This is a genomic window from Caballeronia sp. EK (assembly GCF_014384845.1).
GTDB classification, from domain to species: Bacteria; Pseudomonadota; Gammaproteobacteria; order Burkholderiales; family Burkholderiaceae; genus Caballeronia; species Caballeronia jiangsuensis.
The window spans coordinates 601127-627229 of sequence record NZ_JACSUE010000004.1; the positions used below are offsets into that span (position 1 = coordinate 601127).

A 26103-nucleotide genomic window follows, 5' to 3' on the forward strand; every position below is an offset into this window, starting at 1 on the left:
AATGCATCGCTATTCGCCCTTGTTATTCGTGTGCTCTCGTTCGCTGCTGAGGATTCATCCTTCGTTGTCCGGCTGCGGCTTCGGCAAGCCCCATGTCGGTGAAATGCGCCAGATCGCGAACGGCAGCGAATGCGGATCGAGCCGCACGTGCTGACGCCGTCCGCGCCATTCGAATCGCTCGCCCGTCACCTGATCCTCGACCGCGAGCGCATCGCCTTCGTGCACGCCCCAGCGTTCGAGCGTCTGCCACGGCAACTCGATATCCGCGCCTTGCTCGTTGAACGGATCGAGATTGATCGCGACGAGCACGACGTTGTCCCGCGACGCGTTCGCCTTCTCGAAGAACAGAATGTGATCGTTATGCGCGGGCAGGAAGTTCACGCCGAGATGCGTCTGCAACGCGGGATTCGCGCGGCGGATGCGATTGAGCGCGGTGATCTCGGTCACGATATTGCCGGGACGATTCCAGTCCCACGCCCTGATTTCATACTTCTCGGAGTCGAGATACTCCTCGCTGTTCGGCAGCGCGGCGGACTCGCACAGTTCGAAGCCGCTGTACACGCCCCACAAGCCCGACAAGGTCGCCGCCAGCGCCGCGCGAATCACGAAGCCCGGACGCCCGGAGCTTTGCAGAAAGCGCGGATTGATGTCCGGCGTATTCACGAAGAAGTTCGGGCGGAAGAATTCCTTCGCGTCGGTCTGCGTGAGATCGTGCATGTAGTCGATGAAATCGCGCTTGCTCTCGCGCCACGTGAAGTACGTGTACGACTGCGAGAAGCCGAGCTTGGCGAGACGATTCATCACGCGCGGCCGCGTGAACGCTTCGGAGAGGAAGATGACGTCGGGATGGCGCGCGCGCACGTCGCCGATTACCCATTCCCAGAACGGGAACGGCTTCGTATGCGGATTGTCGACGCGGAAGATGCGCACGCCCGCCGCGATCCAGTGCAGGAAGACATCGCGCAAGCCGATCCATAGATCGGGCTTCGCGTCCTGCGCATAGAAGTCCGGATTCACGATGTCCTGATACTTCTTCGGCGGATTCTCGGCATAACGCAAAGTGCCGTCGGGACGCCATGCGAACCACGTCGGATGTTCCTTGAGCCACGGATGATCGGGCGAGCATTGCACCGCGAAGTCGAGCGCGATCTCCAGACCGTGCTCATGCGCGGCTTCGAGCATGCGCTTGAAGTCGTCGAGATTGCCGAGCTCCGGATGCACGGCGGTATGTCCGCCTTCCTTGCCGCCGATCGCATACGGGCTGCCGACATCGCCCGGACCTGCCGTCAGCGTGTTGTTCTTGCCCTTGCGATTCGCGACGCCGATCGGATGGATCGGCGGGAAATAGAGCACGTCGAAACCCATCTCGCGGATGCGCGGCAGCTTGCCGATCACGTCGATGAACGTGCCATGACGGTTTACGTCGTCGCTCATAGAACGCGGGAAGATCTCGTACCAGCTCGCGAAGCGCGCGGCGGCGCGTTCCGCATCGACGCGATACACGACCGGATCGCGCGACAGGAACGGACGATGCCGCGCCGCTGCAATGGCCTTCGCGGTGGCGGGCGCAAGCGTGAGTTCGAGCTTGCGCGCGTCGTCGGCCTTGGTGAATTCCTTCACGATTGCGTCAAGCGGCGCGCTGTCGCTGTCGGGATCGTCGGCGGTCTTGACTTCGGCGAGGATCAGCGCGAACAGATGTTTCGCTTCCTCGACTTCGAGTTCGACGGTCTGCCCGGCCTTCAGCTTCTTCTGCATGTGATCGACGAGCGACGCGAAATCGTCGCGCCACGCCATCACGACGAACTCGTGACGGCCCACGCGTTCGAGCGGAATGCGCGTGCTCCACAAATCGAGGCCGGCGGGCTGCACGGCGCGCATCGGCGCTTCGTGCCAGTCGGTTTCGTCGGCGGCGCGCCATTGCACGGCAGCGGCGATCTTGTCGTGGCCTTCCGCGAAGATCGCAGCCTGGATCTCCACCGCTTCGCCGACGATGCGTTTCGCCGGAAAGCGCCCATGATCGACCGAAGGCGTCACGCTTTCGATCGACACGCGCGGCGCGGCGATCGCCTCGGTCACCGCCTTCTTGTCGGCGGTCTTCGCGCCGCGTTTCACCTGCGGCTGCGCGAGCAGGATGAAGGGCTCGGCCTCGGCGCGGAAGAGCCGCACTTCGCCCGCCTTCAGCGTGAACGGCGCGAGACGTTCGGCCTTCCCCATGGAATCGTCGATGAGCGCGAAGCGCGTGTAATTGCCCGGCACCGACTCAAGCAGATGCAGCGTATCGACATGCACGGGCGCGACGAGATCGGGATTGATCACGGCGAGCACGGCGTCGTTGCTGTGGCGCAGATCGCCGCCGTCCGCGCGGATCAGCGCCGCGTACGGCGTGCCCGCGCCCGTCAGCGCCCGCAGTTCGCCGACGCTCGACAGCGTGGCGACATTGCGTTGCAAGTCGTTCGCACGTTTGACGCGTGCCGTGAGGTCGATGCGCTTCTCGTTCTTCGCACGTTCGTATTCGGCGGCGACGCCGTATTGCGGCGACATCGGCAGGCCGACGCCATACTCGAATCCCATCGGCACCATGATGCCGGTGCCGAGCGCGGCGGCGGTGTCGAGCACGCGCGTGTAGGCGCGTTCGACGAGCGCGGTGTCGCTCGTGTCGGAGAGATCGCTGATGAGCCGCGCGCCGAACGGATCTTCGGGAAACGTGATGGGCGATGCGATGCGCGACAGCGCCGCGTGCTCGTCGAAGAGCCACGCACTCTTGAAGTCCCACCAGCGCGTCGATGCGAACACGGCGTCGAACGCGGCGTCGGCGAGACCATGCAGATCATGGCGCGTGACGCCGACGGTCCATGCGAGCCAGCGCGTCTCGGGATGCTTCTCGCGCACCGCCGCGCCGAGTCTGCGCCACACGTGCGCGGGCACCGCATGGGGCGAATCGAAGCGAAAGCCGCCGACGCCCGCATCGGCGAGCAGGTTCAGCTCGCGCGCCCACCATTCGGTCAGATGATGCGCGGACTCGCCATCGGCGAAGTTCGCCCAGGCGACATCGCGCTGACGCGGCGGCTTGCGCGGATCGAGCCGCGCATCGGCGCTCTCGAAGGGCTGGAACCAGTGTTTGTTCTCCTGATAGAGCCCGCCTTCCGCACTCACGCGATCGATCACGATATCGACGAGCAGCGTGAGCTTGTGTTTCTTCGCGGCGTCGGCGAGCTGGCGCAGGCCATCGGATGCGCTCGCATCGGATTCGAAAACAGGATGCAGCCGATGATGATCCGCGACGGCTTCGCGGTGCCCGTTGCTGCCGGGCACGAACGGCGAGCCGATCAGGACGTGATCGAAGCCGAGCGCGGCCGCATGTCTGAACTGGTCGGGCCAGTTCGCGAGCGGGCCGACGAGCAGGGGATCGATGAAGTAAATACGCGGCGCGTACGCATGATGAGCTTGATGGTTTTCCATCGTTCGTCTTTTCCAGAGTCGTCCTGCGGTGGCGGGGATGCGGGCATCAATCGCGATCACGCTCACGGGCCAAACTGCTGAAGAGCCGGTCCGCACATACGGAATCGCGCGGCGCTCAGGCGGAACTCAGATTACACCCTGGCGCCGCGTGAATCGACGCCTGCCTGGCCGCGTATCGCGATGCACCGTGCATCGAGCGCTGGCCGCGCTCACGGTGGGCGCCACGATCCCAAGTGATTTCCTTCGGAGCATTCCCTTCGATCGTTCTTGAAGGGACTTCCTTCGGTCGTCGCACGGGGCGAGGCAGCACGTTGCGTGCCGCGCCCCTTGCGAATGCCCGGTTCGGCTTTGCATCAAGGCACTACTATGGAGCAACTGCGCCGCCCATGCTCATGCGGTGCGCGCAAGCGAACGCGCGTCCTGCGCGTGGGTCTGCGCGGGTGCCTGCATGACGTCCGGAACACGGCGCGCACGCAATGTCGAGCGGCTCGGACGCGCGTCGCTCAGCCCGACGTACAGTGCGACCATCGTCGTCACGGCTTCGTTCCATCCGAAATCGCAGGACATCGCGTTGCGCTGCAGCGCGCGCCACACTTGCGGACGCATGTAGGCATCGAGGGCGCGGCTCGCGGCGTCGATGACATCGGCGGCGCGTTCGCCATCGAAGAGAAAGCCCGTGGGCGCGTGCGAGGCGCGCGGCGCGGGGATCGACGCGATCGGCATGTCGTGCGTGCCGTCGCGCAGATACGCCGATGGACGCAGCACGTCGCGCACGCCATGCGCCGCGTTTTGCGCCGCATCGACGATCGTGTCCGCGAGGCCGCCCACGCGCGACGCGATCGGCAACGTGCCGTAGCGCATCGCATACATCTGCGTCAGTCCGCACGGCTCGAAGCGGCTGCCGTGCAGCAGAAGATCCGCGCCCGCGTGCAGTGCATGCGCGCGCCGTTCGTCATATCCGATATACACGCCCACGCGATCCGGCCATTCCTGCGCGAGCTTCCTGAAGCCCGCCTCGATATACGCTTCGCCCTTGCCGATCACCGCGAGTTGCAGTCGCGGATGTTTTTCGAGCAGCCGGGGCAGCGCCTCGACCACGACATCGGCGAGCTTTTGACCGGTCATGCGGCTGCCGATCGCCATGAGCGGCGCGAACGGATCGACAGGCAGGCCGAACTTGCGTTGCAGCGCGCGCTTGCACGCGTGCTTGCCGCGCATGTCGTCGAATGAATAATTGCGTTCGATGAGCGGATCGGCCGCGGGATCCCACGTTGCTTCGTCGATGCCGTTCACGACGCCCAGCAATTTGTCCGCGCAGCTTTGCAGCACGCCTTCCATCAGATGCCCGAAGCGCGGCGTGAGAATCTCGCGCGCGTAGGTTTCGGAGACGGTCGTCACGCGATCGGCGTGCACGATGCCCGCTTTCATCAGACTCAGCGCGCCATAGAACTCGATGCTCTGCGGATCGCTGAGCGCATGCACCAGCCATTTTTCCGGCACGCCGAGCGACGCACCAAGCGAGAGCGCGTAGTTGCCCTGGAATGCGAGATTGTGGATCGTGAATACGCTCTTCGCGTGCACGCCCGCGTGCTTCATCAGGAGCGGCGTGAGGCCCGTATGCCAGTCGTGCGCATGAACGATGTCCGGCTTCTTCACGCCGCGCACGCCTTCGGCGATCCTGACGGCGGCGGCCGAGAGCGTCGCGAAGCGGATCGCGTTGTCCGGATAGTCGCGGCCCTGCGCGTCCTGATAGAGACCGGTGCGCGCATAGAGCGCGTCACAGCGCAGCAGCAACACGGGCACGCCGGTGTCGGGCATACGGCCGCGCAACAGCGCCGCATCGCCGCCGGGCAGGCCTGTGAGCGTGCCGACCTTGCTCAGACCTTCCGCCTGAGCGATCGCGTTCGGGTAGGCGGGGAGCAGGATGGTGGCATCGACGCCGGCTTCGCGCAGCGCGGCGGCGTAGGCGCTGACCATGTCGCCGAGTCCGCCGGTCTTGGCGAGCGGTACGGCTTCGGAGGCGACCAGCAGAACGTTCAAAGGCAAAATGGGGCTCCTGAGCAAGAGGAACGTGCGGGCGAAAAGCCGCGCATGCGAGCGCTGATCGGGGTTTCGTCGGAACTGACTGGCGCAGTGCAGCAATCGGTGTGCCACGAGACCGATCGCGTGAACGGTGCAGCCCGTCCATGTGCGCCGATGGCACTAAAAGACCGCCGGCGAAACGGCACGAACGTGCCGCGTGTAAAACTGACAGCGGCGCGCGCCGCGTTTTTACACGGCGTATCCGACGAGCTTATGGAGCGCGCGTGACAGCGTCGTTTCAGCCGCCGACCATGCTCGCGGCGATGTTGATCGAGAGCCCGAGCACCGCGAGGTTGAAGAAGAACGACAGCACCGACTGCGCGAGCGCCGTGCGACGCGCCGCTGTCGATGCGAGGGCGACGTCGGCGGTCTGGGACGCGACCGCGATCGTGAAGGAGAAGTAGAGGAAGTCCCAGTAATCGGGCTTCAGATGCCGGTCGGGAAACCTGAGCGCGGGATCGTTGTCCGGCGACTGATAGTAATGGCGCGCGTAGTGCAGGGTGAACATCGTCGGGATCAGGAACCAGGCGCCGAGCATCGTCGCGCCGGTCAGCACGTAATGCACCACCGCTCCGGAGCCCATGTTCTTCGCGGTCGATAACTCCATGACGATCGCCACGATGCTCGCGATCGCCGCGACGCTCACGACCATCAGGACGGTCGCGGCGTTCTCGTCCTCGCGTTCGGCGAGCGCCTGCACGTCGCTCTGGCGCGCGGTCGCCATCTTCAGCCAGATCAGTACGAGATAGAGCCACACCGCCGAGTCCCAGCCGATCAGCGCCCGCGCGGTCGGCCGCACGTGCGCCGGAACCAAAGCGGCGACGACGCAACCAACCAGAAGGCCGATCAGGGCGCGCGGCCGGTAGCGCAGTACGGGCGGGAGAATCTGCTTCATTTCGTTTTTATCCGCATGAGAGCCAGGCTTCGCTCGATGCCTGCGATTATTGCCCGGCCACCTTTCGGCAGCCTGAGGAAAAGCATGAAAGCGTCTGAGCGCGTGTCTTTCGTGATGCGGCGGGGCGTCGTGGCGGGCGTGTGCGCCGCGTGGGCGTTGCCGCCGCTGCGCGCTCAACAGGCGCGCGCACCCGGATTCGATACGTTTCTCGCGGTATCGGCGCGACTCACCGGCCGTGCGAGCTTCGATCCGCTTCTGGCCGACCGCGTGCACGCCGCGCTCGCCCGCAACATTCCCGGATTCGCCGCGAAGATCGCCGCGCTGAATCAATGGATCGCGACGCACGGCGGCACGCCGACCGACATCATCACCGCCGCGCTCGAACCCACGCATCCCGAACTGGCGAAGACAGTGAGCGCGGTGATGCGTGCGTGGTATCTCGGCGTCGTCGGCGAGCCGCCGCATGTCGAAGTCGTTGCGTACGAACGCGCACTGATGTTCGATCCGGTCGGCGACATGCTCACGATTCCCTCATACTGCCGCGGCGAGCCGGCCGACTGGGCGAGCAAGCCCTAACAACCGGACCGCCGTATCACGACCAAGGACAAAGGCGCGCGCATGGCGGGTTCCACTTCGGCGGATGTGGTCGTCGTCGGGTCGGGCGTGGCGGGCAGTCTCGTCGCGTATCGGCTGGCGAGGGCGGGCGCGTCGGTGATCCTGCTCGAAGCCGGGCCGCGTCTCGCGCGCTGGCAGATCGTCGACAGCTTTCGCCGCGTGGCCGACAAGCGCGACCTGTGCGCGCCGTATCCGCTTCTGCGTCACGCGCCGCGCCCCGAGCCGATGAATCCGGGCGCGTATCTCATCGATCGCGGCGAGATGCCATATCAGCCGCAATATCTTCGGCTCGTCGGCGGCACGACGTGGCATTGGGGCGGCGCCGCGTGGCGACTCTTGCCCGCCGATTTTCGCGTGAAGTCGCTATACGGCGTCGGGCGCGACTGGCCGTTTCCCTACGAGACGCTGGAGCCTTGGTACGGGCAGGCGGAAGTCGAGCTGGGCGTCGCGGGCCCGGACGTCGATCTCGGCTCGCCGCGCTCCACGCCGTATCCGATGAGCGCGCTGCCGCTTTCATGGATGGACCGGCGCGTGGCCGAGGTGCTCGGCGCGCAGTCGTTGCGCGTCGTGCCCGAGCCGATGGCGCGCAACAGCCGTCCGTACGATGCGCGCCCCGCGTGCTGCGGCAACAACAATTGCATGCCCATTTGCCCGATCGGCGCGCTGTACCATGCCGCCACGCACGCCGACAAGGCCGAGCGCGCGGGCGCGACGCTGATCGCGCAGGCGGTCGCGTATCGCGTCGAGGCGAACGATCGCGGAGACATCGTCGCGATTCACTGCAAGGACCCGAACGGCCAGAGCACGCGCGTCACCGGCAGGCGCTTCGTGATCGCGGCGAACGGCATCGAAACGCCCAAGCTGCTTTTGATGTCGGCGTCGGCGCGCTATCCGAAGGGCATCGCCAACGGCTCGGATCAGGTCGGGCGCAATCTGATGGATCATCCCGGCGCGAGCGTGAGCTTTCTCGCGAACGAGGCGCTGTGGCCGGGGCGCGGGCCGGTGGAAATGAGCTCGATCGTCGATTTTCGCGACGGCCCGTTTCGCGCGCAGCAGGCGGCGAAGAAGCTACATCTGTCGAACGCCGCGCCGACGCTCGCCGTCACCTGGAATCTCGTCGGCCGGGGTCTGACGGGCGGCGAACTCGACCGGCAGATCCGCGAGCAATGCGCGCGCAGGCTCACGTTCGGCAGCTTTCACGAGCAATTGCCATCGGGCGCGAATCGCGTGACGCTGTCGGCGCAAAAGGATGCGCTCGGCTTGCCGCGCCCGGAGATCGCCTATTCCATCGATGATTACGTGCGCAGGAGCGCCGCCGATACGCACGCGCAGTTCGAGCGCATCGCCGGCATGTTCGAGGGCACCGAAATCGAATACGACGATTCGCTCGGCGCGAGCAGCCACATCATGGGCACGGCGATCATGGGCCGCGATCCGAACGATTCCGTAGTCGATGCCGACTGCCGCGCGCACGATCATCCGAATCTTTTCATCGCCGGCAGCGCGGTGATGCCGGCGGGCGGGTCGGTCAACTGCACGCTGACGATCGCGGCGCTGTCGCTGCGACTCGCCGGCACGATCGAAACCTCGCTCCGATGAACGCGCGGCTCGCGTGTCTGATCGTCGTGCTGGCGAGTCTGCCTGGCCTCGCGAAAACGCAAACGAAAGCCGCTCAGGGCGAATATCTCGTGCGCGCGGGCGGCTGCATGAGCTGCCATACCGCCGATCCCGCGCGGCCTTTCGCGGGCGGCCGGCCGATCGCGACGCCGTTCGGCAACGTGTTCGCGCCGAACATCACGAGCGACCGCGAAACGGGCATCGGCGCATGGACCGACGCGCAATTCGTCCGCGCGATGCGCGAGGGCATCGGCCGCAACGGCGAGCGGCTTTATCCGGCGTTTCCGTACACCGCGTACACGCTGCTCTCCGACGCCGATCTCCTCGCGATGCGCGCGTGGCTTGCGACCGTGCCGCCCGTGCGCGCCGCGACGCCGCGCAACACGCTCGCGTTTCCCTTCGACCAGCGCTGGCTGATGACGCTGTGGAATCTGTTCAACTTTTCGCCGGGGCGCTTCGTGCCCGATCCGTCGAAGAGCGCGGAGTGGAATCGCGGCGCGTATCTCGTCGAAGGGCTCGGGCACTGCGGCGAATGTCACACGCCGCGCAACTGGCTCGGCGGATTGAATCGAAGCGAGCGACTCGGCGGCGCGACCGTCGCGGGCTGGCGGGCCGGCAATCTCACGTCCGAGCGCGTCGCGGGCATCGGCGCGTGGCGCGACGATGAACTGCTGCGCTTTCTGTCGACCGGCGCCGCGCCCGGCCGCGCCTATGCCATCGGACCGATGGCGGAAGTCGTCTCCACGAGCACGCAATTCCTGACGACCGCCGATCTGCGCGCGATGATCGCGTATATGCGCGCGCTGCCGCCCGTCGCGGTGAAGGACGCGCGCTCGCGCACGAGCTTCGGCCGGCCAGCCCGCACGGACATCACTGCGCTCGACACCGACGGCGCACGGCTCTACGCCGCCGCGTGCGCCAGTTGCCACGGCATGACGGGCGAGGGCAGCAAGCCGTTTCCCCCGCTCGTCCACGACGGCGTGACCGGCGCACTCGGCACAGCGACGACGAGCAATCTCGTCCTCGTGATCCTGCGGGGCGTGAATCGACAGACGCGCGATGCCTACGCGCAGATGCCCGCGTTCGCCGCGCAACTGACCGACGAACAGATCGCCGCATTGAGCAATTTCCTCACGCGCCAGTTCGGCGATCCACGCGCGACGACCGATGCGAAAGCGGTCGCTCAGCTTCGCTCGATGACGCAATAAATACGGTTCCCGACAAGCACGTGCGGCAGCTTTTACGCGTGCTTCGAGCGCGCCGGTAACGCCGTTGTAACGAGTGTGGATGCGGCTTGCAGACTGCTTGCAAAAGCGAGGCAGCACTCACATTCCGTCATTGAGCAGCGCTATCATGGGCGCATGAATGGTCCTACCTATCCTATCGTCTGCAGGCATCCTGCCAATGATATCGGCCGCGATTTCGTGGTCGGCGATCTGCATGGCTGCGTGGATGCGCTGCGCTATCTGTTGCGCGAAATCGGCTTCGATGGTGCGCGGGACCGGCTATTTTCCGTCGGCGATCTGGTCGATCGCGGCACGGACTCGCTCGCGGCCGTCGATCTCATCGACAAGCCGTGGTTCTATCCGGTGCTCGGCAATCACGAGGATTCGCTGATCTCCGTGGCGGCAGGCACGATGCGCCGTCAGTCGTGGTATGCGATCGGCGGCGCGTGGGCCGAAACGGTCCCCGACGATCAGCTCGCCGCGCTCGCCGCGCGGCTCGCGAAGCTGCCGCTCGTGCGCATCGTCGGTGAGGGTGAGCGGCGCTTCAACGTGCTGCACGCGGAGTTTTTCGGCAACGACGCCGAACTCGACGCCGGCGAGTTCCACGAAGACGTGCGCAGCCAGATTCTGTGGGGCCGCGGACTCGCGCTCGGTCACGCGGACCCGCAGCAGCAGCTCGGCCTGTCGCCGACCTATTGCGGCCATACGCCGACGCGCGCGGTAAAACAGATCGGCTCGCAGATTTACATCGATACGTGCGCTTTCGCGCCTGAAGGCCGGCTCACGATTGTTCAGGCCGGCACCGAGGAGCGCTGGTCCGTGAAGGAGCGCTGGGCCGCCTCCGAAGGCGCGCGCGAACTCGCGCTGCCCTGATTCTCTCCTGCCGGCACGCACGTTGCTCGATGCATCGCCATGACTCGAACGACAATCAGGCGAGGCGCGCGGTGGCGAGAATCGGAACGAACAACGAGACAGGCGGCGGGGCCAGCGACGTTCTGACGGGCGGCGTGCAGGGCTGCCCGGAAGATTTGCCGCCGGGCCTGCGCTACATGGACGATTCGCGGCGCGGATATACGCGCGACTGGATCGACGGCGCATTCGCGTACTTCAACACGCAAGGCAAGCGTATCGACGACGAAGCCGAGATTCGCCGTATCAATGCGCTCGCCGTTCCGCCCGCTTATACCGATGTCTGGATCTGCCCCGACTCGCGCGGCCATCTCCAGGCAACCGGACGCGATGCGCGCGGGCGCAAGCAGTATCGCTATCACGCGCAATGGCGCGAAACCCGCGACGCCAACAAGTACGAGCGCATGCTCGCGTTTTCCGTCGTGCTGCCGAAGCTGCGATCGCGCGTCGCACGCGATCTCAAACTCGACGGCATGCCGCGCAACAAGGTGCTCGCGACCGTCGTGCGCCTGCTCGACACGACCCTCATCCGCGTCGGCAGCGAGGAATACGCGCGCGAGAATCGCTCGTACGGATTGACGACGCTCAGGAAGCGCCATCTGAAAGTATCGGCGGGAACGTTGAGGTTCAGGTTCCGCGGCAAGAGCGGCATCGAGCACGATGTCGCGGTCAGCGACACGCGGGTCGCGCGCATCGTCAAACGCTGCATGGACTTGCCGGGCCAGGATCTCTTCCAGTATCTCGATGCGGACGGCACGCGCCATACCGTCTCTTCATCCGATATCAACGACTATCTGCACGAGATCACGGGTGCGGATTTCACCGCGAAGGACTATCGGACGTGGGCGGGCAGCGTGTTCGCGCTCGCGGCGCTCAGACGGCTGAAATGGGAGACTGTGACGGAGGCGCGCAGGCATATCGTCGGCACGATCAAGGAAGTCGCGCAACTGCTGCGCAACACGCCCGCCGTGTGCCGCAAGTGCTATGTGCATCCGGCGGTGATCGACGCGTTCGAGGCTGGCGAGCTTGCCGAGACGATGTCCGCGTCGCGCCGCCACGGACTCAAGACCGACGAGGCCGCGCTCGCGATTTTCCTCGAAAAGGAAGCGAAGCGCCGCACGCGCGAGGCGGCGCGCAAGAACCGCAAGGGCGAGGCGCCAGCCGACGCGCGCCTGACCAGGCTGCTATCGGAATCGAGCCGCAAGGCGCGCGCCGGCGGGCTGAAGGCGAGCGGCAAGAACGTGGCAGCGCAGGCGCTGGAACATGTCGCGAAGAAGCCGGCGAGGAAAGCGGCGCGTCCGGCTTCGAAGAAGCTCGCGCGCACGCGCACCGAAACGGCGATAGCGATCCGCTGAGACGAGTGAAACGTTTGCCCGCTCAGCCGACCTGATTCAGTTCGAAGACATAGTCGATCGTCTCGCCGTTCCAGTTGTATTCGAGATACGCGGCGTGCCGACAGTCGCGCAGCATCGTCGTGCGCAGCGCGGCGAGGCATTCGCCCTCCGGATCGCGCACCGACGGATACGCAATGCCCGGCGCGCTCGCCGCACGCACCGCGCGCCCGAGCGCCGTGCCCGGGCCGTAGTCGTCCGGCGCGAGAATGCGCGGATCGAGGCCCGCCTGCACGATCGCGTCGCCGCGCAGATCGACGACTTCGCCGCGCGCCATCACCGTGTAGAGGCGCATCTGCTGGCGCAGCGGCGCTTCGTTCGTCGCCGCGAGAAAGAGACCGGCGTGATAGCGCGTCTCCGCGATCGCGGTCTGCCGTTCCCGGCCGCAATAGAACACGCCGTAGCTGCCATCGGAAAAGCGGCTGCCGTTCGGATTCAGATGCGTGAACGCGGCCATGATCGGCCCGCAACCCGGCCCGAAACAGCGTTCGTCGGCCGGCACGAGGTCGAGTTCGCCGACTTCGGTGCGCAGGCGGTCGTTGGTCATCGCTTCGAGCGCATAGAGCGCTTCGAAGTCCTGCGGCGACGCCACACGGTCGAACAGATTGACGGCGGGAAAACGCGTTGGAATCACGCGATACGCAGGCGACCAGTCGACAAAGCTGTGGGGCCACCGTTCGCGCCAGTTCGATTCGTCCTTGCTGAATGCAATCCCCATCACGCCCAGCCGCCTCGCATCGCGTCGAGATACTGGCGCACGGCGACGAGGTCGCTGATATTGCCCGCCAGCAGGCGATCGAGCGCCGGATGGCCGCCGAAGGGCGGCGCGGCGTTGGGGCGGCGGATCCAGGTATCGGCGGCTTTGGGATCGGGCAAGAGGATCTGCAGCGCCTTGTAGATGCCGAGAATCAGCGACAGGCGCTCCAGCGTGTCGCGCGCAAGCCGTGCGGATCCGGGGTCCTGCTTCCACTTGAAATAGGTCGAGCGGCCGGGCGAACCGAGCAGCGTGATCTGCTCTTCGGCCGAAAGCTCCCAGTCGCGCGCGATATTGAAGAACGCGCGCAGGCCGGCGGCAGAGAGATCGCCCGAATCCAGTGCCGGGCGCGGCACATGGCGGCTGGCCGGCGCAAGTTCGGCGCGAGCGGCGTTGGACATGTCGTTAAGTCTCCAAAGGAACTTGTTTCACATATTAGTCCACATTTGGATTAATACAAGCATGCCATGAATGTTTCGACTCGCAGCGACGGATCAGCCGTCGTCGTCAGTGGGACCGTAGCGTCGGCCCGGCACATGGGACTTGAGCGCATCCGCGATCTGCGAGGGCGTGCAATCGGCGGGAAGCACGCGCCGTTGCACGCGCTGATCGTTCTTCAGCACCCATTCGACCATGCGATACGCCGGTCCCCACAACGGTTCGACCGGCAGGGACAGACGGCATTCGCGCAGCGTGAGCGCGTATTGTTTGCGCATCGTCGGAGCGAGATTGGCAAAGCTTCGGCGCGCGGCAGTGTTGGCTGACATGGCACATTCCTCACGGTGATGACCCGGCCGTCCGATGCGGACGGCGGCAATTGAGCCGGATCGCGAGACGAGTGTGTCGGGTGAGAATTAAGGGCGACTTAATCGCGAGCGACGCCGCATCGAGCCGCGACGAAATGCCGCCGAAAGACGCCGCGAACGCAGGTCAAGAGGTGCTTCGGCATTTTCACCACGCCGCGTGCCGCCTGTTTGCCGTGGCGGCGGCTTACTGTATATTCGTACAGCTTGTCTGCAACAGGGAGCCTGCCGATGATTCCACGCAACGATCCGCTCGAAGCGGCTGCGCTCGAACGTTTCATGCGCGCGACGCGCGCGGTCAACGTTGCGTTCGACGCCACGCGAGGCGAGTCCGATTTCATGCAGGACGGGCATTCCGTCGCGCGCTCGCTCGAGCGTCTCGACGCCGCGTTGCGCGAACTGGAAACCTCCGAGCAGTCGCTAGACGCCATCCTCTCGCGCAGAGCGGGCCACTAACCGTTGGAGCGAATCACTTGAAGCGCGTATTCCTGATCCTCGTCCTTCTGATCGGCTCGTCGTCGCTTTTTGCGGCCGAGCGCTACACGGAAGTCTGGAATCCTCCCGAAGCACAGTCCGTCAAGGGCAAGAGCAAGACGCACGCGGCCGCGCAGACCGCCGCAGCCAGGAAAAAGCACAAGAGCGCCACGTCGGTGAAGCAGGTCGCCGACAGGGCCGCCATCGAGCAGCCGTCCGCCACGCCGCGTCCGAAGTCCGCGTCGCCGAAGCCGGCCGTGCCGGTCATTCCGCGCAAGATCGAGCCGAACGGGCAGGTGATGCGCGTCTAGAACGCGTGCGCGAGGCACGAACAACAAAAAGGGGCGCCCGAACGGAGCGCCCCTTTTTGCTTTTGCGGCCAGACTGGCCGCGCTATGTCACAACCGACCCATCAACAACAGAACGATCACCACGACCAGCACGACGCCGAGAATCCCGCTCGGCCCGTAGCCCCAACTGCGGCTGTGCGGCCAGGAAGGTATGGCGCCGATCAAAAGCAGGATCAGGATGATCAGCAGTATGGTTCCGATCGTCATTCGACTTCTCCTTGTTCAAATGACCGCGGGACGGACCGGCGTCCGGCGCAGCCTCCCAACTGTCATCGACAGTCATGCGCCAGGGGAACGGCGGCTCGTGGCCGCCGGCACGATCAGATGTGCGATCGACGAGAGGAGAAGAGCAACGGTCGTGCCAGTAAGCCTGAAAGACCGTGGCACAAGGCGTTCCGCGGATCGAAGGAACGTCCGCGTGAGCATACGATTGTCGAAAAGGAGAGGCGAAACGAGGCAGGGCGGGCAAAAGTTGCACGGCGCCTGAAAGCCGCCGTGCAGTTCGTCGCAAAGAACCGGTCAGAAAATGCCGCGGAACGCCCAGAACAGCAGGCCCGAGAGTGCGATCGACACCGGCAGCGTCAGGATCCACGCGAGGGCGAGGCTGCGCACCGTGCGCCATTGCAGGCCGGAGCCGTTCGCGGCCATCGTGCCCGCGACGCCCGATGACAGCACGTGCGTCGTGCTGACCGGCAGGCCGTAGACATCGGCGGCGCCGATGGTCAGCATCGCCACGAGTTCCGCCGACGCGCCTTGCCCGTACGTCAGATGCGTCTTGCCGATGCGCTCGCCGACCGTCACGACGATGCGCTTCCAGCCGACCATCGTGCCCAGACCGAGCGCGACCGCGACGGCGACCTTCACCCAGGTCGGAATGAACTTGGTCGCGTGGTCGAGTTGCTTCTTGTAGTTGTTGAGCACGGCGTCATCGTCGCTGGAGAAGGCCGGCGCTTTCTGCTTCTCCATGATGCGCAGCGCTTCGGACGCGATGTACATCTCGTTGCGCACGTTGCGGACGTTGCCTTGCGGTACGTCGGCGATCGTCTGGCTCGGGCGGATCTGCGATTCGATCGAATCGACCACGCTCTTCAGCGACGCGATCGTGTCCGGCGCGAGCGTCTTCGTCTGCACGTACTTTTCGACCTGGCCGCGCGCGTCGGCTGCCGGCGCCGCGCCGTTGCTGTAGCGCTGCAGCACGTCGGACGCGCTGTGGCTCACGGCGACGAAGGTCTGCGTCTCGTTCGCCGTCACGGCCTTGTTGAGGGCGTAGGCGGTCGGCACGGTGCCGATCAGGATCAGCATGATGAGGCCCATGCCTTTCTGGCCGTCGTTGGAGCCGTGCGCGAACGACACGCCCGTGCAGGTGAGGATCAGAAGGCAGCGAATCCAGAACGGCGGCGGCGTGTTCTTTTCCGGCTCCTTGTAGAGCGCCGGCACGCGCACGACGAGCTTCAGCACATAGAGCAGAAAGCCCGCGAGGACGAAGCCGATGATCGGCGAAAACAGCAGCGACTTGCCGACCGACATCGCCTGGCTCCAGTCGACACCCGATGTGCCATTGGTTCCATGCAGCATCTGGTTCATGAGGCCGACGCCGATCACCGAGCCGATCAACGTATGCGAACTCGAAGAAGGAAGACCGAGCGCCCAGGTGCCGAGATTCCAGATGATCGCAGCGATGAGGAGCGCGAAGACCATCGCGAAGCCCTGCGAGCTGCCCACGCCGAGAATCAGCTCGACCGGCAGCAGTTGCAGGATGCCGAACGCGACCGCGCCGCTCGAAATCAGCACGCCGATGAAATTCCATGCGCCCGACCAGACAACCGCTAAGTTTGGTGTCAAAGAGTGCGTGTAGATTACGGTTGCGACAGCATTCGCGGTGTCGTGAAAGCCGTTGACGAATTCGAAGCCGAGCGCGATCAGAAGCGCGACGCCGAGCAGGACATACGGAAACACCGACGATTCGCGCACCGGGGCGAGATCTTCGAGCAGATGCAGGACGCAATACACGGCGCCCACGCCGATGGCGAGCAGAAAAAGCAGCAGCGCGAGCCGCTGGCCGAGCGTGCGGCCTTCTCGTGATTGGGGAAAGGCAATCTGGTTCATGTCGCGTCCTTGGGTGGTCTTGCGCGAGGGCGTATCGGAAGGTGAAAAAGCAGACGAGAAGCGTTTCAGAAGCTCAAATGGCCATGTTTCCCGGTGCGTGTGTCGATTTCATGAATCGGGAAATACAAGCCTTTCGTATGAATTGACGGGCGGCGCGAGACTGCTCCGGGAGACTTCATGACGATGTGGGTCGAGGTGACGCTGCAATCCAGCCGATCGGACGACGGATCGATTTGCGCGCTCGCGGAGACGTTGCAGCGCATCGCCGCGTTCGCGGGCGCGACACCTTTGTCGACGCGCTTCGCGACGCGCGAGATTCCGCTGAAAGCGCCGGGCTGGCGGCTGTCGGTCGAAACGGCGGAGGGCGCGCGCACGCTATGCGCCGTGGAGACGGAGGGCGCGCCGATGCCAGGCTTCATGCGTTACCGGACGTTCGCGCGGCCTGCGGGCGAGGATCTGGCGGCATCGCTGATCGAATTCGCGCAAGCCGACGAAGCGTTGCGCGGGCCGCTTGCGAAGGCGTATCGGCAGGCGGAGCCCGAAACCGTCGTGCCGCCTGATGCTATTGCGCCCGAGCTCGAAGTCGAGCGCATCGAATGGCGCATCGACGCGAACGGCGCGGACATCCTCGCGACGCTCGAAACGTCCGCGCAAACGCCGCCGACGTTGCGGCTCGCGGCGCCGGCGGTGAACGGTGCGCTCGATGCGGTCTTCAGCGTCGCGGGCGAAGTGATCGATGCCGCGCCGTTTTACATCGCGCCGGACGATGAGCACGCGTCGGAAGCGGAACCGGTGTATGCGGCGACGCTCGATCTTCCGCGCACCGCGACGCGCCGCGAAGCGTTCGTCGCGATCGCGTCGTCGGTGGCGGGGCAGTGGTTCGGCAACGCGGCGGCGTCGCGCTCGGGTCTCGGCGACGAGCACGTGCACCAGTTGCGCGTCGCGCAGCGGCGGCTCAAGACTTTGCTGAAACTCTTTCGCGATTATGTCGATGATGTCTGGAGCACCCGCATCGCGCCGGATCTGACGTGGTTCGGCGACCTGCTAGCCGATGCGCGCGACTGGGACGTTTTCGTCGACAAGACGCTCCCCGCGTACGCCGAATCGGACGACAGCGCCGAGCGCTGGCAGACGCTCATCGCCGCCGCGGACGTGAAGCGCCGCGTCGCGCGGGACAAGGTGCGCGATGCGCTCGCGTCGAAGCGCTACGCGCGTCTCACGCTCGCGTTCGTCGAATGGCTCGCCCGCTTCGCCTCGCAAGAGGACGAGTCGCCGACGCGCTTCGTCAGCTATGCCGAAAAGCGCATCCGCAAGGACTACCGGCGCATCGCGCGCGTGCCCGATCTCGCATCGCTCGAAGCGCATGAGCGACATCGCGTGCGCATTCATGCAAAGCGGCTGCGCTATGCGCTCGAATTCTTCCGCTCGGTCACGTCGCGGCGCACGCGCAAGGACACCGCGAAGCTGCTCGGCGAGTTGCAGACGGCGCTCGGCGAGGCGAACGATACGGCCGTCGCCGCCGATCGGCTCGCGTCGATTCCGGAAGCCGGCGATTACCAGCGCGGTTTCGCGCGGGCGTGGGGCGCGGCGTCGGCGAGGAAGGACGCGCAGGAGGGCGAGCGGCTGCTTCGCTCGATGCGTCGTCCGCGTCTGAAGGCATCGATATAATGCGTCACGCGTTCATTGATCCGGCACGGTCCGCAAAGGCGACAGATGAGTAAGACAGCACCGTCGAACGTGCGCGATCCGCTGGAACTCGGCGGCTCCGTATGGCTGCGAAGCGGCACCGAGACGCTCGGCGGCGCGGCGCGCATCGCGCTTCTGGCGGCGATTCGCGACGCGGGATCGATCACCGGCGCGGCGAAGGCCGTCGGCATGAGTTACAAGGCCGCGTGGGATGCAGTCGATACGATGAATAACCTCGCCGGCGAGCCGCTCGTGACACGCGCGGTCGGCGGCAAGGGCGGCGGCGGCACGGTGCTCACGCCGGCCGCGCTTCGTCTCATCGACACGTTCCGCACGATCGAACGCGAACATCGAAAATTTCTGGAACGGGCGGGCGCGGCCATCGACGGCTTCGCCCATGATTGGCAACTGATCGGGAGACTAGGCATGAAAACAAGCGCACGCAACCAACTGGCCGGCAAGGTAACGAAAGTCACGCGCGGCGCGGTCAACGATGAAATCGAACTCGGCTTGCCGGGCGGTCAGACGATCGTCGCGGTCGTGACGCACGAGAGCACGCAATCGCTCGGGCTGAAGGAAGGCAGCGATGCGTTCGCGCTCATCAAGGCGTCGTGGGTCATGCTGATGGAAGACACGAACGCGAAGCTGTCGGCGCGCAATCAATTGCGTGGCACGGTTGCCAGCGTGACGAAGGGCGCGGTCAATGCGGAAGTGTCGCTCTCGCTCGACGGCGGCACGACCATCACCGCGATCATCACGAACCAGAGCGCCGATACGCTCGGCCTCGCGCAAGGTCAGAAGGCCGTGGCGGTGATCAAGGCGTCGAGCGTGATCATCGGCGTGAACGACTAAGCAGCGCGCACTGAACGCGGCGGCCGAATCAGGCGGCCGCGCGTTGCTCCGGCGGCAGTTCGGTGCGGCGATCCGGCGCGCGAAAGGTCTTCGCCTTCCAGCTCGCCCGCACATAGGGACGCTCGTGGCCCGACAGCCCGAGCGCGATTTCCGTGATCCAGTGCTGCGTCGGCACGGGCACGCCATGCAGGGCCACGACGACGGCCGCGAGACTCGCGGCGACGGGCGCGGGCGCGAGCTTGCCGGACTCGGCCCGCCACGCGATCCACACGAACGCGAGCGCGACCACCGCGCCGAGCGCGCAGCCCGCGACCACTTCCGAGACCGAATGCGCGTCGAGCACGACGCGTGACACGCCGACCCAGATTCCCAGCATCAGACCGAGCGCGACGCCGATGGCGCGCACTGCACCACGCGCGGGCAAGAGCGCGACGAAGATCGCGACGGGCAGAACCGCCGTCGACATCAACGCGTGTCCGCTGATGCCGGTGAAATCGAGATGACGCACGCCGATTCCCCAGCCGATGAAAGCGATTTTGCTTAACGCGACGAGGCCGCTTGCCGCGCCGAGCAGCGCGAGCCACGCGCCGGCGTATTTCCAGCGATAGCCGAGCGCGAGCCACGCGGCGACGATGAGCGCCACCGGTCCCATCACGCCGACGCTGCCGAGCGCGGTCACGAAAATCCAGGCGGAAAAAGATAAATCCACGTTCATTGCTACTCTTGGGAATGAGGGTTGCTGCAGTGCGGCAGCCACGCCAGAAATGGCCCGCGACTTCGGAAGCACGTCAAATGCGACGCCGCAAATTTATAGCAGTATAACGCTTGGGATCATGCTGAATTATGCGCCAATCGCCCGAGCAGTCTGCCCGTTACATCGCGTAACTTTCGTTTAATTTTGGCTTTTTTGTTGAATTGCTGTTAATTCATCCCGATATGTGAGTTCGGGGCGCGCGTCGTCAACGCGGTTTAGTGCTATTGTGCACTGCACAACCCGACGCGTTTCGACGCGTCATCCGATTGCACGTTTGTGGAGGACCCAGCCCAATGTCAAAAAGCCTTACCAAGCTCTGGTTGCGCGGCTTGAGACGCCTGGTCGCCGGCCAGGTGGATGCAATTCGCTCACCGAAGCCCCGCGCGGCGGCCAAGCCCGCGCGCGTGAAGACCACCAAATCGAAACTCAAGCCACGCACGGCCGCGAAAGCGACGGTCGCGCCCAGTGCCGCCGCGCGACCGGCGGTGCGTGAATCGCGCGTTCGTCCGCGTGCGTCGGCGTGGGCGCGCGGTAAGTGGGCGCGCTCGTACCACTCGGCGCCGCCCACGGCCGGGCGCTTTGTGAATCACATGTCGTACGCGCTCTATATGCCGCCCAAAGCCGGGTCCGAGCCGATGCCGCTCGTCGTGATGCTGCACGGCTGCAAGCAGAACGCCGACGAATTCGCGCAAGGCACGCGCATCAATCTGCTCGCCGACAGATACGGTTTCGCCGTGCTGTTTCCCGAGCAGTCGAAGCACGATCACGCGCATCGCTGCTGGCGCTGGTATGACGATGCCGGAAGCGGCGGCGGCGAGGCGGCGTCGGTCGTATCGCTGGTGAATGCGGTCGTCGAGCAGCACGATCTGGATGCGGAGCGGGTGTATGTCGCGGGGATGTCCGCCGGTGCCGGGCTCGCGGCGCTGCTCGCCGTGCGCTATCCGCACATGTTCGCCGCCGTCGGCTTGCATTCGGGCGTGGTGTTCGGCGAGGCGCGCTCGGCCATCGGTGCGATGGACGTGATGCGTCGTGGCGCGCGCAGCGATCCCGTCGCGCTGATCGACGCTGCTGTCGACGTCCGCGACTATCCGGGCATGCCCGCGATCATCGTGCACGGTGAGCTGGATTCCGTGGTGACGGCAGCGAATGCCGCACAACTGGCGAAACAGTTTCTGCGGCTGAACGGTTTCATCGATGCGGCGGGCAATCGCCGCGCGGGCGAGGCGCGCGAGGAAAAGCATCCGGACGGCGTCGTGACCGATTACTTCAAGAACAGCCGGCGCGTCGTGAAGACGTCGATCGTGCGCGGCCTCGGGCATTCATGGGCCGGTGGCGACGATACCGTTGCGTTCCATTCGTCCAAGGGGCCGGATTCGGCCGCGGTCATGTGGGAGTTCTTCAAGCACCAGCGGCGTCCCGGCGAGGCTGCGCGCGATGCGTATGTCGCCTGAAGGTCGCCGCCCAGCGTTTCAGGTGTTGCAAATTAGTCTTTCGTATCAATCTTCTAGCGGTTAGGGCTGGTGTTTGATAAGGGATTACCCTATAATCGGTTTCATAGGTAGTAACCCCAGTATTCAAGCGAGGTCCACCATGTTCCTGATTAGCCGCATTTTCCTGTTCCTTACCAAATCCGCTGACGAGCGCGATCGTGCGCGCGACGACGCCTATCTGGCCGAAGCCACGGACATCTACGATCTCGAATATCGTATGAAAAAGCTGGATCGGCGTGCGATCGCTCGTCACCCGTCGTGGATGTCGAACTAAGTTTTTCGGTTTGAAGTGCGCCAGTCGGTTTCGGCGTCACTGCGGGATGTAAATGCAAAATGCCGGCTTTCGAGCCGGCATTTTCGTTTGCGACGCCGCCAGATGCGGCACACAGTCAGGCGTTGGGCGTGCCGGTCGCGTCCGGAATGTCCGGCGAGTCCGACGACTGCACGCCGAAACAGCCGCGATAAGTCGCGTAGAACGAGCAATACAGCGCGGTCGTGACGATGATCGAAGCAGGCATGAGCACCGCCAGCGCCATTTCCTGACCCGCGCCGAGCGCCTGCATCAGCGCGGTCAGGCCGAACGACACCGCGAGCGCGATAGCGATCCACAGCACGCCGTAGTAAATAAACGCGCCGCGGTTGCGCCAGCACGACACGAGACTGAAGAACAGCGCCTTCGCGGGCGGCACGTCGTGCCATGCGACCAAGATCGGCGCGAACCAGAACAGCATCGCGACCGGGACATAGCAGCCCATCGCGACGAGCACTGCGAACGGGCTGAAGTTCGCCGCGACCGTTTCCGGATCGCCGCTCGGGCCGTCGCCCATCATGATGCTGAGCAGTGTGCCGCCATCGACGAGAGCCGATGCCGTGAAGATCACCGCCATCGCGACGATATACAGCGCGCCCAGCGCGAGCAGCCGCCGCGCGACGACGCTGCCGTACGAACGGAAGCCGTCGACGAGTATGGTCGGCCAGACGGGCTTGCCCGCGATCGTGTTGCGGCACGCCGCCATGAAGCCGACCGCGATGCCCGGAATAAAGAGCAACGGCAGGAGCGGGCCGAGGAGCGGCACGCGCGAGATCAGCGTCATCACGAACAAGTAGGCGAAGAACACCGTGAGAAACGCAAACGGGTTGCGGCGGAACAGCCAGATGCCCTGACGGAACCACACGTAGCCGGTCTTGGCGGGAACTTCGATCAGTCGCATGTGGCTAGGTTATCGATTTACGGGAGAAGCGGCTTTGACGCGTTCGCGCAGAATGCGTTCGAAGTGGCCGGGATCGTGCGCGTTCAGCATCTGTGCTTCGCGCGGGCGATGAAAGTCGAAAAGGCGCGAAACCCAGAAGCGCATCGCGCCGGCGCGCAACATGTCGTTCCAGTGACGCTCCTCCGCGGGCGTGAACGGGCGCACGGTCTGATATGCGCGCAGCATCGCATCGACGCGCGCCGAATCGAGCGTGCCCGTGGCGAGGTCGATGCACCAGTCGTTCACGGTCACGGCGACGTCGAAGAGCCATTTGTCGACGCCCGCGAAGTAGAAATCGAAGAAACCGCCGAGCCGCGCGTGCTCGCGGCCGTGGGCGAACAGCACGTTGTCGCGGAACAGATCGCAATGACACGGGCCATCGGGCAGCGACGCGTAATCCGCCGAGCCGAAGAACGCCGCCTGATGCGCAAGTTCGCTCTCGAACAGCTCGCGCTGTTCGCGGCTCAGGAAATCGACGATCGAGGGCGCCTTCTCCTGCCACCACGAAAGACTGCGCAAATTCGGCTGATGCAGCGGAAAATCGCGGCCCGCCAGATGCATGCGCGCGAGCATCTGCCCGACTTCGATGCAATGCGCGGGCGTCGGCGCAAGTTCGGGCGCGCCTTCGAGCTTCGTCACGATGCTCGCGGGCTTGCCGTGCAGCATGCCGAAGAGCGAGCCGTCGCGGCGCGGCATCGGATCGGGAACGGGCACGCGATGCGACGCCAGATGCCGCATCAGATCGAGATAGAACGGTAGCTGCGTCGCCGTGAGGTTCTCGAAGATCGTGAGCACGTACTCGCCGTGCGTCGTCGTGAGAAAAAAGTTGCTGTTCTCGATGCCCGACTGGATGCCGCGAAATTCGACGACATCGCCGAGATCGTAGTCTTGCAGCCAGTCGCCGAGATCGGCGTTGGTGACGGGAGTGAAGACGGCCATGCGGGAAAGCGTCGGTCAGGTTGGACGGCCGGGAAGAGGCCTGTGAACGGAGGCGCCGGGCAAGGAGCCACAGTGCCGCGACCCGCCCGGAAAGAGCGGGTCCGAGAGCGATACGGGATCAGTAATGCAGGTTGATCGATGGCAGGCGCGTGCTCGCCTTGCCGTTGTCGCGCACTTGCGGCGATGTGTCGGCCGGTGCGCTCATCTGATAGCGCGTGCCGAAATTGGAATGCACATCGATTTCGACGGGTTTGCCCTTGTCGCGGAATTCGGTGATTTCGGTGCCGTTCGTGCTCAGTTCGTGATAGCTCGGCGTGCGCGGCGGCGAAATCTCGACTTTCGAGCTGACATTCGCGGGCGGGCGATTGATGGCTTTCAGATCCGGAAGGCCAGCGGCTTCTTCCGGCGACATTTTCTGGGTCGCCGGTTGGGGTGCCGTGCTGCCGGCCTGCTGTGCCGGCTGCGCGAATGCGCCGAAGCTTGTTGCGGCGAGGACTGCCGCGGCGGCGGCGCAAAGGTGCGGCTTCATGATGGTTCTCCAGGCGATGGCCGGATTCTAACAAAACGGTTGCGGACTCAGTGACTCGCGCTAGGTCAACGCCTTATTTTGCGCTGGTTTCGCGAATTTTGACTTCGGAAACCAAAAAGGTGTTGCGAGGTGTGATCGCACGCACTCACACAAAGAGGGACTTCATGGTTCGCGCATTCTTCCGTGTTAATGTCGATTCACTACGAGGGCATTTGAAGAACACACAAGATCATGACAAACGACCGGACTCAAAGCACACAAGGCACACCCGCCAACGATTTTCCGACCGAATCCTTCGATGATCCCGCTGCGGCCGTCACGCGCCTTTCGTCGATCTATGAAGCGAATACCGCATTTTTGCGCGATGCGTTCGCGCGCTATCGCCGCAACGAGCGCTTCACGCATCGCGTGCGCGCGTGCTATCCGTTCGTGCGCGTGCGTACCGAACTGAACACGCAGATCGATTCGCGGCGCTCGTATGGTTTCGTGGCGGGCCCGGGCATCTATGAAACGACGCTCACGCGTCCCGATCTCTTCGGCGATTACTATCGCGAGCAATTGCGACTGCTCACGAAGAACCATCATGTTGGCCTCGAAGTGGGTGTGTCCGCGCATCCGATTCCGATTCACTTCGCGTTTGCCGAAGGCATTCATCTCGAAGGCGATCTCGATCGCGACCGGCTCCTCGCGATGCGAAACATCTTCGATACGCCCGATCTCGCGCTGCTCGACGATCGCATCGTCAACGGCACGTACGAGCCGGGTCCGGGCGAGCCGCATCCGCTTGCGCTGTTCACGGCAGCGCGCGTCGATTTCTCGCTGCATCGGCTGAGACACTACACGGCGACGTCGCCCACGCACTTTCAGAACTACGTGCTGTACACGAACTACCAGTTTTATATCGATGAATTCGTGAAGCTCGGCCGCACGATGATGTCGCGCGCCGATGACGAGGAAACGCGCGCGTATCGCAGCGAGTATTCGTCGTTTGTCGAACCCGGCGATGTCGTCACGTATAACGCGAACCTCGGCGAGCAGCCGGAGGAGGGCACGGCGTCCGCGCGTCTGCCGCAGATGCCCGCGTATCACCTGAAGCGGGCGGACGGCAGCGGCATCACGATGGTGAATATCGGCGTGGGGCCGTCGAACGCGAAGACGATCACGGATCACATCGCGGTGTTGCGGCCGCATGCGTGGATCATGCTCGGGCACTGCGCGGGCTTGCGCAACACGCAGCGTCTGGGCGATTACGTGCTCGCTCACGGCTATGTGCGTGAGGATCACGTGCTCGATGACGATCTGCCGCTGTGGGTGCCGGTGCCGGCGCTCGCGGAAGTGCAGGTTGCGCTGGAGCGCGCGGTCGCGCAAGTGACGAAACTCGAAGGCGTCGACTTGAAGCGCGTGATGCGCACGGGCACGGTCGCGAGCGTCGATAACCGCAACTGGGAATTGCGCGATCACCGCGAGCCGGTGCGTCGGCTGTCGCAGAGCAGGGCGGTCGCGCTCGACATGGAAAGTGCGACGATCGCGGCGAACGGGTTCCGTTTCCGCGTGCCCTATGGGACGCTGCTATGCGTGTCGGACAAGCCGCTGCATGGCGAACTGAAGCTGCCCGGCATGGCCGATCAGTTTTATCGCGCGCAGGTGGATCAGCATTTGCAGATCGGGGTGAAGGCTATGGAGTTGCTGCGCGAAAACGGGTTGTCGAAGTTGCATTCGCGCAAGTTGCGGAGCTTTGCGGAAGTGGCGTTTCAGTGACGCGGCTGAACTGACAGGAGGGCGGCGCAGGATGCCGCCCGCGAAGCATTTATTGCTGCACGCGCGGGGCGTTTAGCAAATCAAGCAATGGCAACTATTTTGGACAACTACGGCATGACGTACGTCCCGTCATGCCGTACCAGAAATACGTCCATCGAAAGCGG

25 protein-coding genes are annotated in these 26103 nt (G+C 64.8%); 13 read left to right on the plus strand and 12 right to left on the minus strand.

The features are described 5' to 3' along the window. Positions 1-54 precede the first annotated feature (54 nt). Both IAG25_RS15015 and glgA read right to left on the minus strand, forming a co-directional pair. Positions 55-3459: a maltotransferase domain-containing protein gene (locus IAG25_RS15015; protein ID WP_187605541.1), complete on the minus strand. Its 3405-nt coding sequence runs from the start codon at positions 3457-3459 to the stop codon at positions 55-57. Between the two features lie 390 nt (positions 3460-3849). Continuing rightward, the gene (glgA, locus tag IAG25_RS15020; protein ID WP_187605542.1) at positions 3850-5505 is read right to left on the minus strand and encodes a glycogen synthase GlgA; all 1656 of its coding nucleotides are present in this window, start codon (positions 5503-5505) and stop codon (positions 3850-3852) included. Between the two features lie 45 nt (positions 5506-5550). Here glgA and IAG25_RS15025 point away from each other — a divergent pair, with 45 nt between their 5' ends. Then, on the plus strand, positions 5551-5769 hold the full coding sequence (locus tag IAG25_RS15025) for a hypothetical protein (protein ID WP_187605543.1): 219 nt from the start codon (positions 5551-5553) through the stop codon (positions 5767-5769). A 10-nt stretch (positions 5770-5779) separates the two neighbouring features. Here the strand turns inward: IAG25_RS15025 and IAG25_RS15030 are convergent, their stop codons facing one another. Then, on the minus strand, positions 5780-6436 hold the full coding sequence (locus IAG25_RS15030) for a DUF1345 domain-containing protein (RefSeq protein WP_187605544.1): 657 nt from the start codon (positions 6434-6436) through the stop codon (positions 5780-5782). An 84-nt stretch (positions 6437-6520) separates the two neighbouring features. Between IAG25_RS15030 and IAG25_RS15035 the strand changes: the two genes are divergently transcribed. The 5 genes from IAG25_RS15035 to IAG25_RS15055 all read left to right on the plus strand — a co-directional run bounded on the left by IAG25_RS15035 (position 6521) and on the right by IAG25_RS15055 (position 12158). Continuing rightward, positions 6521-7012 (plus strand): sorbitol dehydrogenase family protein, encoded by a 492-nt coding sequence (locus IAG25_RS15035; RefSeq protein WP_255503710.1) that lies wholly within the window; start codon positions 6521-6523, stop codon positions 7010-7012. Positions 7013-7054: 42 nt separating this feature from the next. Beyond that, entirely contained in the window at positions 7055-8650 is a 1596-nt protein-coding gene (locus IAG25_RS15040; protein ID WP_187605546.1) for a GMC family oxidoreductase, read from the plus strand. After that, complete coding sequence (locus IAG25_RS15045) at positions 8647-9876, plus strand: cytochrome c (RefSeq protein WP_187605547.1); 1230 nt, start codon at positions 8647-8649, stop codon at positions 9874-9876. The genes IAG25_RS15040 and IAG25_RS15045 overlap by 4 nt, the downstream gene beginning before the upstream one ends. A gap of 153 nt (positions 9877-10029) precedes the next feature. Next, positions 10030-10767 (plus strand): metallophosphoesterase, encoded by a 738-nt coding sequence (locus IAG25_RS15050; protein ID WP_187605548.1) that lies wholly within the window; start codon positions 10030-10032, stop codon positions 10765-10767. A 29-nt stretch (positions 10768-10796) separates the two neighbouring features. Beyond that, positions 10797-12158, plus strand: coding sequence for a DNA topoisomerase IB (locus IAG25_RS15055; protein WP_187605549.1), 1362 nt, complete (start codon positions 10797-10799; stop codon positions 12156-12158). A gap of 22 nt (positions 12159-12180) precedes the next feature. Here the strand turns inward: IAG25_RS15055 and IAG25_RS15060 are convergent, their stop codons facing one another. From IAG25_RS15060 to IAG25_RS15070, 3 genes are all read right to left on the minus strand, one after another. Then, complete coding sequence (locus IAG25_RS15060; protein ID WP_187605634.1) at positions 12181-12912, minus strand: RES family NAD+ phosphorylase; 732 nt, start codon at positions 12910-12912, stop codon at positions 12181-12183. Then, entirely contained in the window at positions 12912-13349 is a 438-nt protein-coding gene (locus IAG25_RS15065; protein WP_250484324.1) for an MbcA/ParS/Xre antitoxin family protein, read from the minus strand. The genes IAG25_RS15060 and IAG25_RS15065 overlap by 1 nt, the downstream gene beginning before the upstream one ends. A gap of 93 nt (positions 13350-13442) precedes the next feature. Continuing rightward, positions 13443-13715: a DUF2866 domain-containing protein gene (locus IAG25_RS15070; protein ID WP_187605550.1), complete on the minus strand. Its 273-nt coding sequence runs from the start codon at positions 13713-13715 to the stop codon at positions 13443-13445. A 267-nt stretch (positions 13716-13982) separates the two neighbouring features. Between IAG25_RS15070 and IAG25_RS15075 the strand changes: the two genes are divergently transcribed. Next, complete coding sequence (locus tag IAG25_RS15075) at positions 13983-14207, plus strand: hypothetical protein (protein WP_187605551.1); 225 nt, start codon at positions 13983-13985, stop codon at positions 14205-14207. Between the two features lie 17 nt (positions 14208-14224). Then, entirely contained in the window at positions 14225-14536 is a 312-nt protein-coding gene (locus IAG25_RS15080; protein ID WP_187605552.1) for a hypothetical protein, read from the plus strand. 87 nt (positions 14537-14623) lie between these two features. Here IAG25_RS15080 and IAG25_RS15085 read toward each other — a convergent pair whose 3' ends face one another. Beyond that, positions 14624-14782, minus strand: coding sequence for a DUF3309 family protein (locus IAG25_RS15085; protein WP_035502384.1), 159 nt, complete (start codon positions 14780-14782; stop codon positions 14624-14626). 312 nt (positions 14783-15094) lie between these two features. Next, positions 15095-16681, minus strand: coding sequence for an inorganic phosphate transporter (locus tag IAG25_RS15090; RefSeq protein ID WP_187605553.1), 1587 nt, complete (start codon positions 16679-16681; stop codon positions 15095-15097). 177 nt (positions 16682-16858) lie between these two features. Here IAG25_RS15090 and IAG25_RS15095 point away from each other — a divergent pair, with 177 nt between their 5' ends. Then, positions 16859-18349 carry a CHAD domain-containing protein gene (locus IAG25_RS15095; RefSeq protein WP_187605554.1) on the plus strand — a complete coding sequence of 497 codons (1491 nt, stop codon included), beginning with the start codon at positions 16859-16861 and terminating at the stop codon, positions 18347-18349. Between the two features lie 45 nt (positions 18350-18394). Continuing rightward, the gene (locus tag IAG25_RS15100; RefSeq protein ID WP_187605555.1) at positions 18395-19219 is read left to right on the plus strand and encodes a TOBE domain-containing protein; all 825 of its coding nucleotides are present in this window, start codon (positions 18395-18397) and stop codon (positions 19217-19219) included. Between the two features lie 28 nt (positions 19220-19247). Here IAG25_RS15100 and IAG25_RS15105 read toward each other — a convergent pair whose 3' ends face one another. Continuing rightward, positions 19248-19934, minus strand: a complete 687-nt coding sequence (locus IAG25_RS15105) for a phosphatase PAP2 family protein (RefSeq protein WP_187605556.1) — start codon at positions 19932-19934, stop codon at positions 19248-19250. A 332-nt stretch (positions 19935-20266) separates the two neighbouring features. Between IAG25_RS15105 and IAG25_RS15110 the strand changes: the two genes are divergently transcribed. Together IAG25_RS15110 and IAG25_RS15115 are read left to right on the plus strand one after the other, a co-directional pair. Continuing rightward, positions 20267-21424 carry an extracellular catalytic domain type 1 short-chain-length polyhydroxyalkanoate depolymerase gene (locus IAG25_RS15110; protein ID WP_187605557.1) on the plus strand — a complete coding sequence of 386 codons (1158 nt, stop codon included), beginning with the start codon at positions 20267-20269 and terminating at the stop codon, positions 21422-21424. 139 nt (positions 21425-21563) lie between these two features. Further along, entirely contained in the window at positions 21564-21737 is a 174-nt protein-coding gene (locus IAG25_RS15115; protein WP_187605558.1) for a DUF3563 family protein, read from the plus strand. Positions 21738-21852: 115 nt separating this feature from the next. On the opposite strand, the gene IAG25_RS15120 is transcribed toward IAG25_RS15115, so the two are convergent. The 3 genes from IAG25_RS15120 to IAG25_RS15130 all read right to left on the minus strand — a co-directional run bounded on the left by IAG25_RS15120 (position 21853) and on the right by IAG25_RS15130 (position 24181). After that, positions 21853-22674, minus strand: a complete 822-nt coding sequence (locus IAG25_RS15120) for a BPSS1780 family membrane protein (protein WP_187605559.1) — start codon at positions 22672-22674, stop codon at positions 21853-21855. A gap of 9 nt (positions 22675-22683) precedes the next feature. Next, on the minus strand, positions 22684-23652 hold the full coding sequence (locus tag IAG25_RS15125) for a homoserine kinase (RefSeq protein ID WP_187605560.1): 969 nt from the start codon (positions 23650-23652) through the stop codon (positions 22684-22686). A 118-nt stretch (positions 23653-23770) separates the two neighbouring features. Continuing rightward, positions 23771-24181 (minus strand): hypothetical protein, encoded by a 411-nt coding sequence (locus IAG25_RS15130; RefSeq protein ID WP_187605561.1) that lies wholly within the window; start codon positions 24179-24181, stop codon positions 23771-23773. 231 nt (positions 24182-24412) lie between these two features. Here IAG25_RS15130 and IAG25_RS15135 point away from each other — a divergent pair, with 231 nt between their 5' ends. Next, positions 24413-25939: an AMP nucleosidase gene (locus IAG25_RS15135; RefSeq protein WP_187605562.1), complete on the plus strand. Its 1527-nt coding sequence runs from the start codon at positions 24413-24415 to the stop codon at positions 25937-25939. Positions 25940-26103: the final 164 nt, after the last annotated feature.

Excerpts from the sequence above, each read along its gene's own strand:
- IAG25_RS15035 (WP_255503710.1), top strand. The coding sequence starts at position 6,521 with ATGAAAGCGTCTGAGCGCGTGTCTTTCGTGATGCGGCGGGGCGTCGTG.
- IAG25_RS15065 (WP_250484324.1), bottom strand. The coding sequence starts at position 13,349 with ATGTCCAACGCCGCTCGCGCCGAACTTGCGCCGGCCAGCCGCCATGTG.
- IAG25_RS15095 (WP_187605554.1), top strand. The coding sequence starts at position 16,859 with ATGACGATGTGGGTCGAGGTGACGCTGCAATCCAGCCGATCGGACGAC.
- IAG25_RS15030 (WP_187605544.1), bottom strand. The coding sequence starts at position 6,436 with ATGAAGCAGATTCTCCCGCCCGTACTGCGCTACCGGCCGCGCGCCCTG.
- IAG25_RS15090 (WP_187605553.1), bottom strand. The coding sequence starts at position 16,681 with ATGAACCAGATTGCCTTTCCCCAATCACGAGAAGGCCGCACGCTCGGC.
- IAG25_RS15040 (WP_187605546.1), top strand. The coding sequence starts at position 7,055 with ATGGCGGGTTCCACTTCGGCGGATGTGGTCGTCGTCGGGTCGGGCGTG.
- IAG25_RS15055 (WP_187605549.1), top strand. The coding sequence starts at position 10,797 with ATGCATCGCCATGACTCGAACGACAATCAGGCGAGGCGCGCGGTGGCG.
- IAG25_RS15085 (WP_035502384.1), bottom strand. The coding sequence starts at position 14,782 with ATGACGATCGGAACCATACTGCTGATCATCCTGATCCTGCTTTTGATC.
- IAG25_RS15130 (WP_187605561.1), bottom strand. The coding sequence starts at position 24,181 with ATGAAGCCGCACCTTTGCGCCGCCGCCGCGGCAGTCCTCGCCGCAACA.
- IAG25_RS15015 (WP_187605541.1), bottom strand. The coding sequence starts at position 3,459 with ATGGAAAACCATCAAGCTCATCATGCGTACGCGCCGCGTATTTACTTC.
- IAG25_RS15120 (WP_187605559.1), bottom strand. The coding sequence starts at position 22,674 with ATGCGACTGATCGAAGTTCCCGCCAAGACCGGCTACGTGTGGTTCCGT.
- IAG25_RS15060 (WP_187605634.1), bottom strand. The coding sequence starts at position 12,912 with ATGGGGATTGCATTCAGCAAGGACGAATCGAACTGGCGCGAACGGTGG.
- IAG25_RS15105 (WP_187605556.1), bottom strand. The coding sequence starts at position 19,934 with ATGAACGTGGATTTATCTTTTTCCGCCTGGATTTTCGTGACCGCGCTC.
- IAG25_RS15115 (WP_187605558.1), top strand. The coding sequence starts at position 21,564 with ATGTTCCTGATTAGCCGCATTTTCCTGTTCCTTACCAAATCCGCTGAC.
- IAG25_RS15075 (WP_187605551.1), top strand. The coding sequence starts at position 13,983 with ATGATTCCACGCAACGATCCGCTCGAAGCGGCTGCGCTCGAACGTTTC.
- IAG25_RS15100 (WP_187605555.1), top strand. The coding sequence starts at position 18,395 with ATGAGTAAGACAGCACCGTCGAACGTGCGCGATCCGCTGGAACTCGGC.
- IAG25_RS15135 (WP_187605562.1), top strand. The coding sequence starts at position 24,413 with ATGACAAACGACCGGACTCAAAGCACACAAGGCACACCCGCCAACGAT.
- IAG25_RS15050 (WP_187605548.1), top strand. The coding sequence starts at position 10,030 with ATGAATGGTCCTACCTATCCTATCGTCTGCAGGCATCCTGCCAATGAT.
- IAG25_RS15045 (WP_187605547.1), top strand. The coding sequence starts at position 8,647 with ATGAACGCGCGGCTCGCGTGTCTGATCGTCGTGCTGGCGAGTCTGCCT.
- IAG25_RS15070 (WP_187605550.1), bottom strand. The coding sequence starts at position 13,715 with ATGTCAGCCAACACTGCCGCGCGCCGAAGCTTTGCCAATCTCGCTCCG.
- IAG25_RS15125 (WP_187605560.1), bottom strand. The coding sequence starts at position 23,652 with ATGGCCGTCTTCACTCCCGTCACCAACGCCGATCTCGGCGACTGGCTG.
- IAG25_RS15025 (WP_187605543.1), top strand. The coding sequence starts at position 5,551 with ATGCGAGCGCTGATCGGGGTTTCGTCGGAACTGACTGGCGCAGTGCAG.
- IAG25_RS15110 (WP_187605557.1), top strand. The coding sequence starts at position 20,267 with ATGTCAAAAAGCCTTACCAAGCTCTGGTTGCGCGGCTTGAGACGCCTG.